At 48.0% G+C, this 16,245-nt stretch carries 11 protein-coding genes; 10 read left to right on the plus strand and 1 reads right to left on the minus strand.

The features are described 5' to 3' along the window. The first annotated feature begins 41 nt into the window (after positions 1 to 41). Both AC3RCL_RS14300 and AC3RCL_RS14305 read left to right on the plus strand, forming a co-directional pair. Positions 42 to 725, plus strand: a complete 684-nt coding sequence (locus AC3RCL_RS14300) for a hypothetical protein (protein ID WP_452515261.1) — start codon at positions 42 to 44, stop codon at positions 723 to 725. A 119-nt stretch (positions 726 to 844) separates the two neighbouring features. Continuing rightward, complete coding sequence (locus tag AC3RCL_RS14305; protein WP_492535925.1) at positions 845 to 1,330, plus strand: hypothetical protein; 486 nt, start codon at positions 845 to 847, stop codon at positions 1,328 to 1,330. 46 nt (positions 1,331 to 1,376) lie between these two features. Here the strand turns inward: AC3RCL_RS14305 and AC3RCL_RS14310 are convergent, their stop codons facing one another. Beyond that, positions 1,377 to 2,537, minus strand: coding sequence for an epoxide hydrolase family protein (locus AC3RCL_RS14310; RefSeq protein WP_492535927.1), 1,161 nt, complete (start codon positions 2,535 to 2,537; stop codon positions 1,377 to 1,379). Positions 2,538 to 2,643: 106 nt separating this feature from the next. Here AC3RCL_RS14310 and AC3RCL_RS14315 point away from each other — a divergent pair, with 106 nt between their 5' ends. From AC3RCL_RS14315 to AC3RCL_RS14350, 8 genes are all read left to right on the plus strand, one after another. After that, entirely contained in the window at positions 2,644 to 3,498 is an 855-nt protein-coding gene (locus AC3RCL_RS14315; protein ID WP_492535929.1) for a helix-turn-helix domain-containing protein, read from the plus strand. Between the two features lie 379 nt (positions 3,499 to 3,877). Continuing rightward, positions 3,878 to 4,918 (plus strand): Cfr family 23S rRNA (adenine(2503)-C(8))-methyltransferase, encoded by a 1,041-nt coding sequence (locus tag AC3RCL_RS14320; RefSeq protein ID WP_096773940.1) that lies wholly within the window; start codon positions 3,878 to 3,880, stop codon positions 4,916 to 4,918. A 164-nt stretch (positions 4,919 to 5,082) separates the two neighbouring features. Beyond that, a complete protein-coding gene (locus AC3RCL_RS14325) occupies positions 5,083 to 5,346 on the plus strand; it encodes a CD3324 family protein (RefSeq protein WP_096773939.1) in 264 nt (87 codons plus the stop codon). 411 nt (positions 5,347 to 5,757) lie between these two features. Further along, positions 5,758 to 6,381 carry a 50S ribosomal protein L4 gene (gene rplD, locus AC3RCL_RS14330; RefSeq protein ID WP_492535932.1) on the plus strand — a complete coding sequence of 208 codons (624 nt, stop codon included), beginning with the start codon at positions 5,758 to 5,760 and terminating at the stop codon, positions 6,379 to 6,381. A 429-nt stretch (positions 6,382 to 6,810) separates the two neighbouring features. Beyond that, positions 6,811 to 8,088, plus strand: a complete 1,278-nt coding sequence (codB, locus tag AC3RCL_RS14335) for a cytosine permease (RefSeq protein ID WP_096773937.1) — start codon at positions 6,811 to 6,813, stop codon at positions 8,086 to 8,088. After that, a complete protein-coding gene (locus tag AC3RCL_RS14340; protein WP_015735622.1) occupies positions 8,057 to 9,325 on the plus strand; it encodes a cytosine deaminase in 1,269 nt (422 codons plus the stop codon). Before codB ends, AC3RCL_RS14340 begins: the two co-directional genes overlap by 32 nt. A 145-nt stretch (positions 9,326 to 9,470) precedes the next feature. After that, a complete protein-coding gene (locus tag AC3RCL_RS14345; RefSeq protein WP_492535934.1) occupies positions 9,471 to 15,386 on the plus strand; it encodes an S-layer homology domain-containing protein in 5,916 nt (1,971 codons plus the stop codon). A gap of 338 nt (positions 15,387 to 15,724) precedes the next feature. Then, positions 15,725 to 16,204 (plus strand): GyrI-like domain-containing protein, encoded by a 480-nt coding sequence (locus tag AC3RCL_RS14350; protein WP_096773935.1) that lies wholly within the window; start codon positions 15,725 to 15,727, stop codon positions 16,202 to 16,204. Positions 16,205 to 16,245: the final 41 nt, after the last annotated feature.

Raw genomic sequence — 16,245 nt, forward strand, 5'->3', positions numbered from 1 at the left:
TCCTACTTACAAGATGAATATATCAGAAAGGAAGTACAGCTTTGCCTAAGCACATAAAGATCTACGCACCAATACTTATTATTATCATCATTATAAACGTTGCGGTGTACAGGCATTTGGAAAACCAGGCATCTGTTAGATACAACGGGCTTCATTCCCTGTATCAGCTGAAGAACGACTCGGCATTTGCCTATTTAGTGAAGCACGCTTCTGAAACGATTCCGCTTGCTGATACGCTGATGGCGATCAGCGAGTCGAAGGAAAATGAAGATCCTGCCAAGATACGGAAATGGATCGATAAGGCGAAGATCCAAGCGGAGGAAATCGATGAGCAGCTATTAACGATCATTGAATTTAGCGATACCTTCCCCAACAACGCGGTTCCCAAGCTTTCAGTTAATAATACGGCAATGACAACGGATAACCAGGAGGACATGTTTATTCTCGCTTTTCAGGCAAGGACATGGCGACCGTTATACCAAATAAGCTATTCGTATTGGAAGTCTAATCCAAAAACAATTGACGCCAAGACCAGAGAAACCTTGCGCTCGCTTGCGACTGAACTCCGTGAGTTAAACCAAACGATTATGTCGTTCAAGGATGCCGCACATCACATGTTTTTCGAGGATCAAATAGAGTCATATAAAGCGGAAATGCTGCGGCAGTTGAAACCACATCTTGAACGATTGAAAAAGATCCAAGAAGACTTTACAGGCCAAAAATAAGACGAATGAATGGAATGGGCAGCATGCTAAACCATAATCTAATGAAGATAATGGGTTTTATAGAAAAATAAACCTCGGCCTGGTAAACTACCAATATAAAGTTTGAGGAGGAACCAGGCTTGAAGAGTTTTGTGAAAAATTCTGGCCGCATCACTATGATGTTGTTCATTGCATGTAGTGTCGGTTGCAGCGCTAGTGAACAAAGCAATCCACGCATCCGAGAAGAGATAGCAACGATAGAAGCTGTTGAGTCCATGAATATGAATCCCCATGCTGATTCAGGAACCGACGAATTAAGCCAAGCCGGAGAACGGTATGGGTCCAATATTATGTACTCCATTAAGATGTATCTCGAAAGACCGGAAGTTTCTCAAGCATTTCGCAATCAACTTGCCGAAACGATAGAGCTTGGATATGACTTGTATCGAAAGAAGGACATTCAGGAGTTCGAATCTTTGGTAGTCCATATAAAAAAAGATAATCGATCAGAGGTAAAGGAAATATATGAGAAACTCATAACGATTTACCCTCTACCCACCAGAACGATCAGAGGTGCAGGCTTCAACAGCACTAAAGACGAAACAGTAAAGGCCGTTGAATCCTAATGAGCGCTCATCTATAGCTTGCATGATGAAATAGTTTTGATTTAGATTAATTTCTATTTCCCAATCTGTATGGCTTATAGAAAGCACGAATGTCACGAGCTAGAAGCTCAGGTTCTTCCATGGCGGTAAAATGTCCGCCGGATGGCATCGAAGTCCAGCGAGTAACGTTTAAGTTACGTGAGGCCCATTCCTTAGGCGGCAGCAAGATGTCTTCCGGAAACAATGCGATGCCTGTCGGTACCTCGATATAGCCCAATGGCGGTAATGAATGTGAATTCTCATAATACATGCGTGTTGACGATCCCATCGTATTCGTAACCCAATAAATCATAATGTGGGTGAGGAGTTCATCCTTGCTGAATCTTTGCTGGAGGTTACCCTTACAATCACTCCATGATCGGAATTTTTCGATCATCCAGCCTGCCAAACCTGCCGGCGAGTCGGAAAGTCCATATGCAAGGGTTTGGGGGCGTGTCGATTGAATCGACATATAGCCACCTTCCAGAGCAATCCATTCCGAAGCGCTTGTCTTGTATCGCAGTTCTTCTTGCGAGAGATTAGCCTGACCAGATGCATTCATGAGATTTCTGACAATGCCGATATCGGTCAGGTGAATTCCAAATAATAACTCGGGATGGTTTGCTGCCAGATATCTTGTAACACCGGAGCCAATATCTCCGCCTGCGGCAGCAAATTTTTTATAGCCTAATTCTTTTGTCATCAGTTTAGCCCACATTTCGGAGACGCGATTATTGTTGAATCCAGGTTGTTTGGGGCTGCTTGAGAACCCGAATCCAGGTAATGAAGGGACAACCACATCAAAAGAGTCCTCGGAATGACCACCATGGCTGGCCGGATCCGTAAGGAGGGGGATGATTTTTTGGTAACGAAGGTAGCTGTCGGGCCATCCGTGAGTAAGAATAATAGGCATGGGGTTAGGTCCTTTTCCACGCTCGTGCACGAAGTGCACATCCATGTCATCGATATTGCAGCTATACTGGGAATAACGGTTCAACTCAGCTTCTTGTGCCCGCCAATCGTAGTGGTCCCGCCAGTACGAAACCAGCGACTTTAAATAGCTTAATTCCGTGCCTCGTTCCCAACCCGAGTGTTCTAGCTGATCAGGCCAACGGATGTGATGAAGTCTGTATTTGAGATCGGCAAGGATCTCATCGGAGACGTGAATATGATAACGTTCCATCGACATATGGATCTCCTCCTTTAGTTGTTACATCGCTATTATATCCCGCACCTATGTGTGGTACACTGGCTTAAATGAAGCATCTGACTATACGATTTGATAGGTGATTGCTATGCCGCAAGTAGACCGTCACAAAAACCGCACCGTGTACATTGAATATGCCGCAACAGAGGATTTTAGTGTGCTTCCTTATCCTGAACGTCTTACCCTGGTTCTCATTACGTCAGGAAGTTTAAGCGGGATATTAAACGAACGACCAATTAAAATTTCCGCACCGGGCGTCCTTTGTCTTGCTGAAGAAGATGAGATGAAAGTCGTTGAGAGACAGAACGTGGCTGCACAATCCTTTCGTTTTCACCCTGCATTCCTTAACACTGTAACACTTTCCGAAACGCAGAGTTACATTCCTACGGGTCCGAGTATACAAAGGGGTCTTTCGCTTTTTCAAAGAGATGATCGAAACTCTGGTGTACCTCGTGTAACGGAAAAAGCATACCCGCGTATATTCGAGTGGTTCTTCATACTCGGTACGGAAGTGCAAGCGCAAAGTGATGAACGCTGGGTATGCAGAATAAAAAAATACCTCATTCAAATTTTAGGTTTACTGGAGGATCTAAATCATAATAGTGAACAATCCCCGGTTGATTTGGTATTGGAATATATACACACCAACTATCCCAAAAAGATTTCGTTGGAAGATTTGACGAATTGCGCTCATTTGAACCGTGTGACGCTAAATAAGCTGTTTCAAGAGAGATGCGGAAATACAGCTATCGGTTACTTGCTTTCCTATCGTTTAAACGTTGCGTGCGATCTTCTGACACATACAGGTATGAAGCTTGATGAAATTGCACGCGATACCGGATTCGAGTATGACACTTACTTTATTAAGCAATTTCAAGCTAAAAAAGGTATTTCACCTACAAAGTATAGGAACATGACTCGTAAGTTCGCGACTGAACAATAGAAGATGAGGAAGGATCAATAAAAAGTCCGAAGCGGGGAGGAAATATGCCTGCTATCTAACTCGCCTTGACCGAAACATATATCTTGTGTTAAATTTTTTTCATGTAATAACGATGATGAACAATGGGAGGGATAAAGTGATGACTGCTTCTGAGATTGTAGATGTAAACGTGAACCTGTCATGTAAAGCGATGTTTGACAAGGTTCACATAATTACAAATCAGATACCGGAACTTTATCCTTCTATGCATATATACAGTTAGCGACTTATTTATAGTTAGTCTCTTATTTTTGTATAGGTATAGTTAGGTTAATGTACGCAAAAAAGCACCGGTGAGCTGGTGCTTTTTTGCGTTTTCTCCGTTTAAAGGGAGATAGAAATGAAGCATTTATCTAAGTATGAAAAAATACGTAAGATCTTATCGGCTCTAAATCAACCGAATTATAGATATTCGCAAATAGCAGAGGCAATCTTCAAGAACAAGATCGGAAATTTCGAAGCAATGAACAATTTGCCTAAGCCTGTAAGAAATGAATTAATCAAAGAGCTTGGAAACAATGTGTTAAGCATCACACCAAAAATGGAGCAGAAATCCAACCAAGTTAGCAAAATTTTGTTTGCTATCCCAGGCGATGAATACATTGAATCCGTAAGGTTAAGTTATCAAACGGGCTGGGAATCCTATTGTATCTCTTCGCAGTGCGGCTGCGGATTTGGTTGTACATTTTGCGCTACGGGAACACTCGGTTTGAAGAGGAATCTTACAACGGATGAAATAACGGATCAACTGCTTTATTTTACTTTGAATAACCATCCCTTGGACAGTGTGTCTTTTATGGGAATGGGAGAGGCACTTGCAAATCCCTATGTATTTGATGCTTTGCATGTGCTGACGGATCCTAAACTTTTCGGTTTAGGACATCGAAGGATTACGGTTTCTACCATAGGTTTATTACCTGGAGTAAAAAAGTTGACGAAGGAATTTCCACAGATTAATTTAACGTTCTCGCTTCATTCACCATTTCATGATCAGCGAAGCGAGTTAATGCCCATTAACAATCATTTTCCATTAGAAGAAGTTATGACCGTGTTGGACGAGCATATTCAGCAAACAAAGCGAAAGGTTTACATTGCTTATATCCTGCTAAGGGGTATCAACGATTCAACTAAACATGCTGAAGCCGTTGCTGATTTGTTGCGTGGAAGAGGGTCGTGGGAACATTTATATCACGTCAATCTAATTCCATACAATTCCACTGATGCCACATCACAAAGTTTTGTAGAGTCGGATCAGAACAGCATCAATATGTTCCTTAGAATCTTGAAGTCAAAGGGAATCCATGTCACCGTGAGGACCCAATTCGGATCAGACATCAACGCAGCATGCGGTCAACTATATGGATCAAACGGTAACATTTAATAAGTCGATCAACTAACCAGGAGGAATACAATGTTCTTAAAAAATACATCTATAACACATGTGATTCTCCATGCAGAGCCGGTTTTGAGTATTTGCATGGAGCAGCCAACAAAATAGAAACTGGCTTTGCTGCTTGAACAATAATTTCAAGGAGTGAGTCGTTCGTGAGATATATTAATGCTTCTGTCGTCTTGCCGGAGGAACTAGTAGAACAATTACAGGAATATGTCCAAGGCGAATACCTCTATATACCAGCTAGAAAAAATGAATTTAAAGTCTGGGGAGAGCTGTCTGGCGCACGAAAAGAAATTAACCAAAGAAATGATGCTATCGTGGGTGCGTATTTATCTGGCGCTTCAGTCGAGGAACTCTCAGAATCATTCTTTTTATCAACCTACGCTATCAGAAAAATAATTTATCAGAAATAATTACCTACGAATCCCTTCAAGCGTGCTAAAATCCAGCACTGTTACTTGAAGGGATTTTTTAATGCAAAAAAACGGGACATCAGAGCAGCCACTTATATGTGATGCAGCTTACGTTAACGAATAAAAAATACTACAGCATCGTTTTGTATATAGAGCATACATTTTCGATCTGTTATCGTGAAGATGTAAGAGAAACATGGGGATAACCCATTTAAAAAATGTATCAGGAGGGGGTCGAAGTGATGGATGTTATCGTAAATACTTCGATTGCAGTATAAGTGAGCAGGAAGAAAAAGTTGATATTCTAAATCTAACAAAACAACTGATTATCATTATTTCTGCTCACTATTGAGCTATACGTTCCCATAAAAAATCCACATATTTATGATGATAATCAGGAGGTAGCTAAGATTGTTAAACGTTTCTATTTATAATATCGAAGGTAAAATTACGGGTGAGATGGAGCTTGAAGAATCCATCTTCGGGGTGATTCCCAACAAATCGGTACTGCATGAAGCTGTTGTTAACCATCTAGCGAACAAGCGACGTGGGACACATTCGACTTTAACCCGTGGCGAAGTTAGAGGTGGAGGTAGAAAACCCTATAAGCAAAATAAAATTGACAGATCGAGGGCGGGTTCCATTCGGATGCCGCACTGGCGTCACGGAGGGATTGCGTTTGGTCCCAAACCTCGTGACTATGGTTATAGCCTTAATAAAAAGGTTAAACGTCTTGCGATTAAATCAGCTTTATCCGCCAAGGTGCAAGATAACGAACTCATCGTAGTTGACCGTATTAAACTTGAAACTTACAGGACAAAATCGATCATTGCCATGCTTACAGCTCTTTATGCCAATAAGAAAGTGCTTATTGTAACACCTGAGGCGGATCAAATCGTGTATAAAAGTGCAAATAACATTCCGGATGTGCAGACAACTGATGCCAAATCGCTGAATGTATATGATGTTCTTAATTGTGATTCGTTCATCATAGCTAAGGATGCAATTAGAATAGTTACAGAAATCTATACCTAATAAGTACACGTGGAGTGATGAAGAAAAGTACAAAACCATATGAACTACTAGAGTCGCAGAACAACGATCTTATTGGCTTTGTCTCTCCAATTTATCTTCGTGCTCTTGAGTTTTACGATATCCTTCCGCATTAAAGATACTTAAGAGGATTTTAACCATTGGATAATTATAACATTGACAACTGCAGGCTTTTCCAAAATAATAGAATGTAATTGAATACTGGTACCTTTAATTCAGTCCAGAGAGGCTGGCAAGGGCAGCGGATTTTTATAATCACGCGTGATTCAGAGCGTATTCCGTCAGGGATGCTCTGCGTCTTCGCGCGGGTTATGATGTAATGAAAGAGGCTACTTGTCAGTGAAGACTTGACGAGTAGCCTCTTTTTTCTGCTTCTTTGGTATCAGAACACTTTAACCTGGAGGTATTCTGATGAGCAAACAAGATCAAGAGTTTTCGTGGCAAGCGGTACCGAAAACGCAGAGAAACCATTTTTGGAAGACGTTATCCGTTATGTTAGGGTTCACATTCTTTTCGGCAAGCATGCTAGCGGGAGGGACGCTCGGAGTCGGCTTGACGTTCATGGAGTTTATTGGAATCGTGCTTGCGGGTAATTTGGCACTCGGTATCTACACAGGAGCGCTGGCACATATCGCTGCAAAAACGGGCCTTTCCACGCATTTGCTGGCAAAATACGCGTTCGGTGAGAAAGGCTCGTACCTGCCATCATTCCTGCTTGGCTTCACGCAGGTCGGATGGTTCGGCGTCGGCGTGGCCATGTTCGCGATTCCGGTTGCCAAAGCGATGGATTGGAACGTGTACCTTTTGATCTTCCTGTTTGGTCTCGCGATGACGGCATCGGCCATCTTCGGCATGAAGTCGCTGGTCATTCTGGGTTATATCGCGGTTCCGGCCATTACCATTCTCGGCAGTTACTCCATGTTCAAAGGCGCAGATATGCTGGGCGGTCTGCAAGGCTTGCTCGATTACACGCCTGAACAGACACTGACCGCGGCAGCGGCCCTGACCATTTGTATCGGCTCATTCATTAGCGGTGGAACCTTGACGCCCGATTTTGCACGGTTCTCCCGGACGTCGAGGCAGGCGGTTACCGCCACGGTCATAGCGTTCTTCCTGGGGAATTCGCTCATGTTCCTGTTCGGTGCGGTTGGCGCCATGGCTTATAACCTGGCAGATATCTCGGAGGTCATGTTCCTGCAAGGGCTGATCATTCCCGCGATCATCGTACTGGGGTTGAATATTTGGACGACCAATGATAACGCTCTTTACGCTTCCGGACTGGGATTTGCCAACATCACAAAAATATCGAAAAAATTCTTCGTCATCGTAAACGGCATCGTGGGTACCCTATTTGCCATGTGGATGTACAACAATTTCGTCGGGTTCCTCAATGTGCTGGGCGCGGCGGTACCGTCCATCGGGGCCATCATCATCGCGGACTACTTTTTTGTGAAGCGCAGAAACTATAAGCCATTTGCCGACATGACTTTCAAGAAGGTAAACTGGATAGCGATGCTGGCTTGGGCTATCGGCGTGGCGTTCGCCCAGCTTGCTCCAGGCATAACGCCATTGAACGCACTAATCGGTACGGCGGTGGCCTACATTGTGTTGATGCTGATCGCTCCTGCAAAAGAATCCAAAGAAAAGGGGAAAAACAATGATTATACAGAACGCAAAATTGCGGGGTAAAGAAGGTTTGTGGAATATCGTCGTGAAAGACGGAAGGTTTGAGCTAATCACGCAGTCGCTGGAAGCAACGGCGAATGAGGAAGTCATTGACGTGGGCGGCTCGCTTGTGCTGCCGCCGTTCATTGAGCCTCACATTCATCTGGATACAACGTTAACGGCAGGCGAGCCGGAATGGAATTTAAGCGGAACGCTGTTCGAAGGCATTCAGCGTTGGTCTGAACGCAAGGCATTCCTGACGCATGAAGACGTCAAGACGCGCTCCAAAACGGCACTGAAGTGGCAGATGGCACAGGGCATCCAGCATGTACGAACGCATGTGGACGTCACCGATCCAAGCTTGACCGCGGTAAAAGCGATGCTTGAAGTGAAAGAAGAAATGGCACCATACATCGATATTCAGCTTGTCGCTTTTCCGCAGGAAGGCATTCACTCCTACCCGAACGGCGCGGAATTGCTGGAGGAGTCGCTGAAAATGGGCGTTGACGTGGTTGGGGGCATTCCGCACTTCGAATTCACGAGGGAATATGGCGTTGAATCGATGAAGGTTGCGTTTGACCTCGCCGAAAAATACGACCGTCTCATCGACATCCATTGCGACGAGATTGATGACGAGCAATCCCGTTTCGTGGAAGTCGTCGCCAAAGAAGCCTACGAACGCGGGCTGGGCTCCCGCACCACGGCAAGCCACACGACGGCGATGGGGTCGTACAATGATGCATATACCTACAAATTGTTCAGATTGCTGAAGATGGCGGACCTCAATTTCGTCTCCAATCCTCTGGTCAACATCCACCTGCAGGGACGCTTTGACACATATCCGAAAAGAAGAGGGCTGACTCGCGTCAAAGAGCTTCAGGAAGCCGGTCTTAATGTATGCTTCGGTCACGATGATATCTTTGATCCATGGTATCCGCTAGGCACGGGCAACATGCTTCAGGTGCTGCACATGGGCATCCATGCTTCGCAGTTGCTCGGTTACGATCAAATCGTGAATTCGATCGATCTCATTACGAAAAACAGTGCAAGAACGCTGCATATCGAGGACGTGTACGGTATTGAAGAAGGCAAGCCTGCGAACTTCATCGTTCTTGAAGCCGAGAACGAATATGAGGCTATACGCAAACAGGCCGGAGTGCTCTACTCGTTCAGAGGCGGCCGCAAAATCGCCGAAACGAAGCCGCGGGACACGTCGATCATTCTTGAGGGCGGTTCGGAGAAGGTCACTTTCAATAAATAATGAAATGAAGTTTAAAGCTATCGCGTTCTTAGCGATGGCTTTTTTTATATTCAGAATTCGTTTACGAAACACGCAATTACATTTTATATTCGCTTGACCCTTATGCTTTAGGATTTTAGAGAAATAAAGCAAATAGGAGGAGCACATGAAGCGAAAATGGATCGCCGGATTATTATCCGGCATACTGATTGGCAGCAGCTTGTTTGAGCTTGCGCTTGCAAGCAACTCGGCCTATGCGGCCCCTTCGGGAGCAATGCCGGTGTTGATCTCGGAAATTTATCCCGATGACCGGTCGAATCAGCAGACGATCGAAGGCGCGGGCGGGGCCGACCTGTTCGAATATGTGGAGGTTTACAATCATTCGGGAGCGCCGATCTCGTTTAATGACGAATTCAACATGCGTTACGACTACAATACGGGCGTAAAGACGTTGACGGTAACGGACACCGTATACGGCAATCCGGATGGGGTGGTCATCCCGGCGGACAGCCCGGCCGTGCTCTGGGTGGAACGGACGAGCTCATCCATTACCGGAGCAGCCGCTGCCTTGACGGAATCCGATTTCCGCCGGTATCACTCGATTCCCGACCAGGTACCGGTATTCAAGCTTCGGGGACAGGATGGCCTCAACAATACGGACCGCGGCTTATACATAACCCGTAAAGGCGATGACGCCTCCGTGATCAGCGGCTTCTATTATACTGCCGACGATGTCGGGGACGGCAAGAGCGTGCATCTTCAGCTGCCACCCGGCGGTTCGGCGATGATTCCTTACGCCAGGGAAGCTGCGCCATCCGCCGGAATCGTCGACTCGGGTCAGCTATCACCGCTCGACAATCGCGCGCCGGAAATCAATCACATACCGGTCGGCTTGGCCGAGAGCACACAGCCGCTGACCGTCAGCGCAAGCGTCTATGACGCGGACGGAGATGCGCTGGTAGTTAAGCTGTTCTACAAAACGGCAGTCAATAGTCCGTACAGCCAGATCGACATGATCGATCGGGGCGGTGATCAATTCGATGCGGTCATTCCGGCCGATCAGTTGACCGGGGATAAGCTGCAGTATTATATCGAGGCAGCGGATGGGCTCCAGCAGTCAAGATCTGTCGATTATGAAACGGCTTTAACCGGAGCCGCTGCAGGCGGGGACGTACCGCGTATTCTGATCACCGAAATTCTTCCGAACCCGGCCGGGGATTACCGGTGGGGAAGCGGCAACCAGTACGAATACGTTGAAATCTACAATAACTCGGATCAGGTTTTGGACCTCAAGGATTACACCCTCTGGTATCTGTATCCGGGCACAACGGCGCCTAAGAGCTGGAAGGTACCGGATCATACCTCGATCGATCCTTACAGCGCAGCCGTTATCTGGTTCGCGAAGGAAGCCGTGGCAAACGGCAAGGGATATACTACGACGGCCGACTTCAATCTGCATTTTAACAGCACGCTGAACGACAACGATATTATTTTCTACGATAATTCGAAAGCTTCGGATTTTAATCTTCCGAATTCGCTGCATCGCGGGATTGCCTTGTCCGCGCCGGGACAAGCCAATTCGTACATCGTACAGGCCTGGTACGATCCCAGCGCTCCGGACAGCCCGGACAGGCTGGTCAACGACGTCCGCAATGCGGTCGTTCGATATGCCTATCCGGATACAGGAACGACCATGAAACGTCTGGATAATCGGATGTACGCCAATCCTGGCAGCATTGATCCCGTCCAGGTGCCGCCTGTTGCAGGTGTCGACATGATTGCCCCGACGCTGCAGCATGAGCAGACCGCCTATAACTTGGGCCAGGGACAGGCGTATCCGGTTTCCGTGATCAGCGATGAGCCCCTTGCTTCCATAGAAGTGCTGATTGGAGCGGCTACCGAGGAGCCGACAGCGTTTACGGACAAGCATACGCTGACGCTGGCATCCCAGGAAAATGGCCTTTACGTCTACCATGGCTCGATCACGCTAAATGAGATCGGCGTCTATCGGTATATCATTGAAGCTGCCGACGGCAGCGGCATCCGCACGCGGGTTCCATATAACTCCCGAGGCGGCTTGCTAACGGTTAACGAAGAGAATACGGGAACGGAGCTGCCGGAGCCGGGGTTGTCCTTATCAAACGGCAGCATGATCAGCGGAAAGTCATCCTTCTATGCTTACGGCTCCCGGGCTGAAGACGACATCGAAGTTCGCTTTGAGGCCAATCCGCTGCCGCTTCGCAAGGCACTGCCGGGTAAGGTACAGCTGGGCATGCAGACCCGGGGGATCGATCAGATTTACCAAGCGTCGGCAAGCGCGCTGGATGCAAGCGGGGAGACGGTATTTTTCAGCCGCATCCTGCCCAAATACATCGACGGCGCCTGGTCGATGTTCGATATGGCTCCTGACCTGTTCGTCACCGGGACAACGGTTTCCGTGCATACCGGAAATGAGAATGCGCCATATCAAGTCAAAGACCATGACAAGGTATTCGGCAAGAACAACCATGATGATTTCGAAGTGATGAATCTACAGCTTGTGCTGCCGGACGGTTCGGTGGTCAAACCGGATAAGGTACTGAATTACCTGGGCAACCTTGGGCAGTCGACCGTGGATTACCGGGAGGATACGTACTACGGATTCGGCGATGCGGATTACGGCAGCAACCCGAACAAGCCGATGATCAGCGACTTCCATTTTCCGATTCCGCAGGACAAGTTCACTGCAAGATATGCCGAGCTCGACACCGCTTCGGTAAAGGACGGGGTATATCCGCTGAGCATGTCGGTGAACGGTCAAGTCTTCCAGTCCATCGACGTGACTGTGGACAACACCGCACCCGAAATTGAAGGGATATCGTATGGGGAAGGGCAATTATTGACCGACGCCATGCAGCTCAAAGGGCCGTTCATGCTGGATGTGGTCGCTTCAGATAATTTAACAGGCGTAAAGGGCATTACGGCGGAGCTTGATGGCGAGCCAATCACGCTACCTTATGAAACATCTTCCACGCTGCTTGAGCCGGGCGAGCATATTCTGAATGTGACCGTACTCGACGGGGCCGGCAATTCGGCGGAGACCTCTCGCACCTTCATGATCGAAGAGGAGAAACCTCTTCTTCCGGGCGAAGTTTCCCCAGCCGATTTCGCGGAGAACGTGGGTTTGAATTCGAGCCTAAGAGCACGACTCAGCGATCCAAGCGGAGATTCGATGGACGTTCGCTTCTTGGAGGGGGATAAATACGACTTTGCCCGCGAAGACGGGATCGAAGGCCATACCAACGTAGCAGACCGGGAGCCGCCGCTCGTGCTGGCGCCGGACGGAGAGAAAGGGATCGGCAAGGAGGAAGCCGAGAAAATGGCTTATCCGGACGGTGAGTATCTTATCACGGATACGGATTCCGGGTTCCCTTATCATCGATTCGAAATCGAGCTGGACGAAGCATGGTCGGAACAGGATACCGTAGAGCTGCACTGGCAAGGGCGCACGCTTCCGGGCCGTATCGTGACGCTGTATGCTTGGGATTATGAGAGCGGAAAGTGGACGGCACTGAAGTCGGCCACCGGTGACGAAGCCGAATCCGACATCGTCTTGACAGCGGAAGTGGATCCTAGCCGTTACGTGCGAAACGGCAAAATCCAGGCCATGGTCCAAGATGAAGTGAAGAGCGCGAATGCGCCGTTCAACATTTTATGGTTTACGGATACCCAGTATTACGCGGAATCGTACCCGGACATTTTCGATAAGCTGGGCGATTGGATCACGGAAGAATATGAGAAGGGCTTGTTCAGTTATGTGATCCATACCGGCGACATCGTGAACGTGGCCGACGACGAGAAGCAGTGGGCCGTAGCCGACCGGAATTTGAAGAAGCTGGACGAAGCGGGTGTACCGTATGGCGTGCTGGCGGGCAATCACGACGTCATCATTGACGGCGTGGACTACTCCTACTACGGGAAATATGTCGGGGCCGACCGGTACAAGAACAATCCATGGTATGGCGGCGAAATGGATAACAACCGCAACCATTACGACCTCGTGTCGTTCGGAGGCCACGACTTTATTTTCCTCTATATCGGCTTTGGGCTGGAGGATACACCGGAGACGATCGCTTGGGCCAACGAGGTGCTGAAGAAGCATGCGGACCGTATCGCGATCGTGGGCATGCACGCTTATCTGGAGAGCAACGGAACCTTGTCCAGTATGGCGCAGCGCGTTTTTGACCAGGTCATTGCGCCGAACAAAAACGTGCAGCTGGTGCTAAGCGGCCATTATCATGCTGCCAACCGGGTCGTGAAAACGGTGACGCATCCGGACGGATCGTCAAGACAGGTCATTGAAATGCTGGCGGATTATCAGGGAGGGCCGAACGGAGGAAGCGGTTATCTGCGTCTGCTGAAATTCGATCCAACCTCCGGCACGCTGGACGTGGATACGTATTCGCCTTACTTGGACGATTATAATTTCTTTGACGACGCCATTGAGGATTTTACGGAGCCGTTTGCGTTCAGGGATATTCAAAAACGGGTGGCAACCGATTATTTTGCGGTCAATGTGTACAAAGATACGCTGATTGGCGAGCAAAAAGACGTGAAGTCCGGTGAAATTGCTTCTGCCGTATGGAATGGACGAGAAGCCGATGAGACGTATTATTGGTATATGGATATTACCGATGAATTCGGCGCCAGGCAGCTTAGTCCAATCTATCGTTTTACGACCTCAAAGAAATCCTCACCTCCAGATGGCGGCAATGACGGCGGCGGAAACAATGGGGGTGGCGGCAATAACGGCAATAACGGAAACAATGGAAACAACGGAAACAACGGCAATAATGGAGGCGGCAGCAATCAACCAGGCCCAAGCAAGCCAGGTGCCACACCGCCGACCACTGGAGCTTCCAGACCGGGAACGATTACGGCGGAAGTCGCGATAAACGGTCGGAAGGCTCAGGCAGCCATCAGCGAATTGGAGCTCAGCGAAGCCTTCGAAAACGTAACTGCAGATGGGCGGGGAATTAAGACCGTCACGATTCAACTGGACGAAAGCGCACGAAACTTCAACGGCGAAATCGTCATCCAGGTACCGTCAGCGTACCTGAACCGGAACCACGCACGGGAACGGATCGAAATCGTTACCCCACTGGCAACCGTGAAGGTGCCTTCCAATATGCTGAACAATCTGAAGGAAGCAGGGCAGTTCACGGGCCTCGTGATTCGCCCGGGCAATCAAGGCGGGTTTTCCGGGGACCGACTTGCCTGGATTGGGAACAGACCGATCGTCGAGCTGCTGCTGCAGATCGATGGCAAGACGGTGGAGTGGCCGGGAAGCAGCACACTTGTAAAGGTATCGCTCCATTATGAGGCCAAGGCTGACGAGCGATTGGATCAGCTGGTCGCGTGGGAACTGGATGCATTGGGATCCGTATCAACTGTCCTAAACGCTTATTACAATGCAGAGCTTCGCACCCTGAATTTCGATACAGGCAAGCTTGGCACGTATGCGATCGCATATAAGCAAGTATCTTACCGGGACCTGGACCACCGCAGCTGGTATGCAGACGCCGTTCATTACCTCTCTGCCAGAGACGTTGTAAAAGGTGCAGGCGGAGGGCTTTATCTCCCGCAGGAGGAGATCAGCCGGGCCGATTTCCTGGTCATGGCCATGAATGCCTTCGGCTTCAAACCAGGGAAAACGGATGACGCCATGAATTTTGCAGATGCGGGGAGCAGGTACTATACGCCGTATTTGTCCACTGCGAAGCAGCTGGGACTGGTTCATGGAACGGGAGATAACCGGTTTAGACCGGAGGACTCGATCACGCGTCAGGATATGGTCGTCATGCTTCATGCGATGATGGAAGCGGCCGGAAGCGAGTTGCCGGGCGGAGGAGACGGCATGGATCGTTATTCCGATGCGAAGGACGTATCCGGTTATGCGCGGGAAGCGATGGACTTCATGCTTGAAGCCACATTGATTCAAGGCACCGGCGGAGGCAAGCTGTCTCCAAAGGCCGTTACCAATCGGGCAATGGCAGCCGAGCTGATGTACAATTACCTGGTCAAAAGCCGGGAAGCCTCATAAACAAAAGAAAACATGAGGATCAGGCAAACAGACATGAATTAGATGTGCTCACAAAGCAAGAACGGGAGAAACTTCCCGTTCTTTTTTTGTTGCGCGTATTCGTGTAATCACATGATTACAAGAACATACATGCATAAGAGATCGCGAGAATCGACGCTATTTTGTCTTATTGCTGCAAGCTCTTGACCCGAGTTGAGGATAAGAAACCAAGTGATGGAATTCATCCGTTTTAACTTTTTTCATAAGCCCTCTAAACAGTATCATTTTTTGACATGATTAAAAGTTATGATTAACCCATCGAACGAAATGAATATTCAAAGAAAAGGAAGGGATTGAAAATGACAAATTACATCCTCGAGGAAAAAGACAGCTTTATCGTTTTAGGAATTGGAACTGAGCTTCAGAGCGACTACACCGACTATGCGGGCATTAACAAGGAGAAGGCCGACTTTTGGGAAGCCGTGAAGCAAGACGGAAGGTTGGACACATTAAAGGGCATCGCCGCAAATGACTACATTTTTGCCGTAAACGAAGCGGTTAACAACAAGATGATGTTCTACGCCGGCGTCATGACAGAGGAATCGGTGCCCGAAGCAACCCGCGTTATCCAATTTCCTAAAGGGGATTACCTCGTTGTAAAAGGGGAGGGGCAGTCGGCTGATGAGTTGAGTCAATTGCTTGCTGGTATCGCCTTTGGTCAAGTATTGCCGGAAGCCAAGAATTTCGCTTATGTCGGCGGGCCGAATGCCATGGTGGATATGGGACAGCGAAACGGCCAAATATTAGGCGAAATGTGGATTCCTGTTGTTCGGAAATAAAGAGCCGCGAATGCTTTCGAGCGAGCTTTGCCCATAGTAGA

The sequence above is a fragment of the Paenibacillus sp. MT86 genome (assembly GCF_058792535.1).

Excerpts from the sequence above, each read along its gene's own strand:
- codB (WP_096773937.1), top strand. The coding sequence starts at position 6,811 with ATGAGCAAACAAGATCAAGAGTTTTCGTGGCAAGCGGTACCGAAAACG.
- AC3RCL_RS14315 (WP_492535929.1), top strand. The coding sequence starts at position 2,644 with ATGCCGCAAGTAGACCGTCACAAAAACCGCACCGTGTACATTGAATAT.
- AC3RCL_RS14350 (WP_096773935.1), top strand. The coding sequence starts at position 15,725 with ATGACAAATTACATCCTCGAGGAAAAAGACAGCTTTATCGTTTTAGGA.
- AC3RCL_RS14345 (WP_492535934.1), top strand. The coding sequence starts at position 9,471 with ATGAAGCGAAAATGGATCGCCGGATTATTATCCGGCATACTGATTGGC.
- AC3RCL_RS14310 (WP_492535927.1), bottom strand. The coding sequence starts at position 2,537 with ATGTCGATGGAACGTTATCATATTCACGTCTCCGATGAGATCCTTGCC.
- AC3RCL_RS14340 (WP_015735622.1), top strand. The coding sequence starts at position 8,057 with ATGATTATACAGAACGCAAAATTGCGGGGTAAAGAAGGTTTGTGGAAT.
- AC3RCL_RS14320 (WP_096773940.1), top strand. The coding sequence starts at position 3,878 with ATGAAGCATTTATCTAAGTATGAAAAAATACGTAAGATCTTATCGGCT.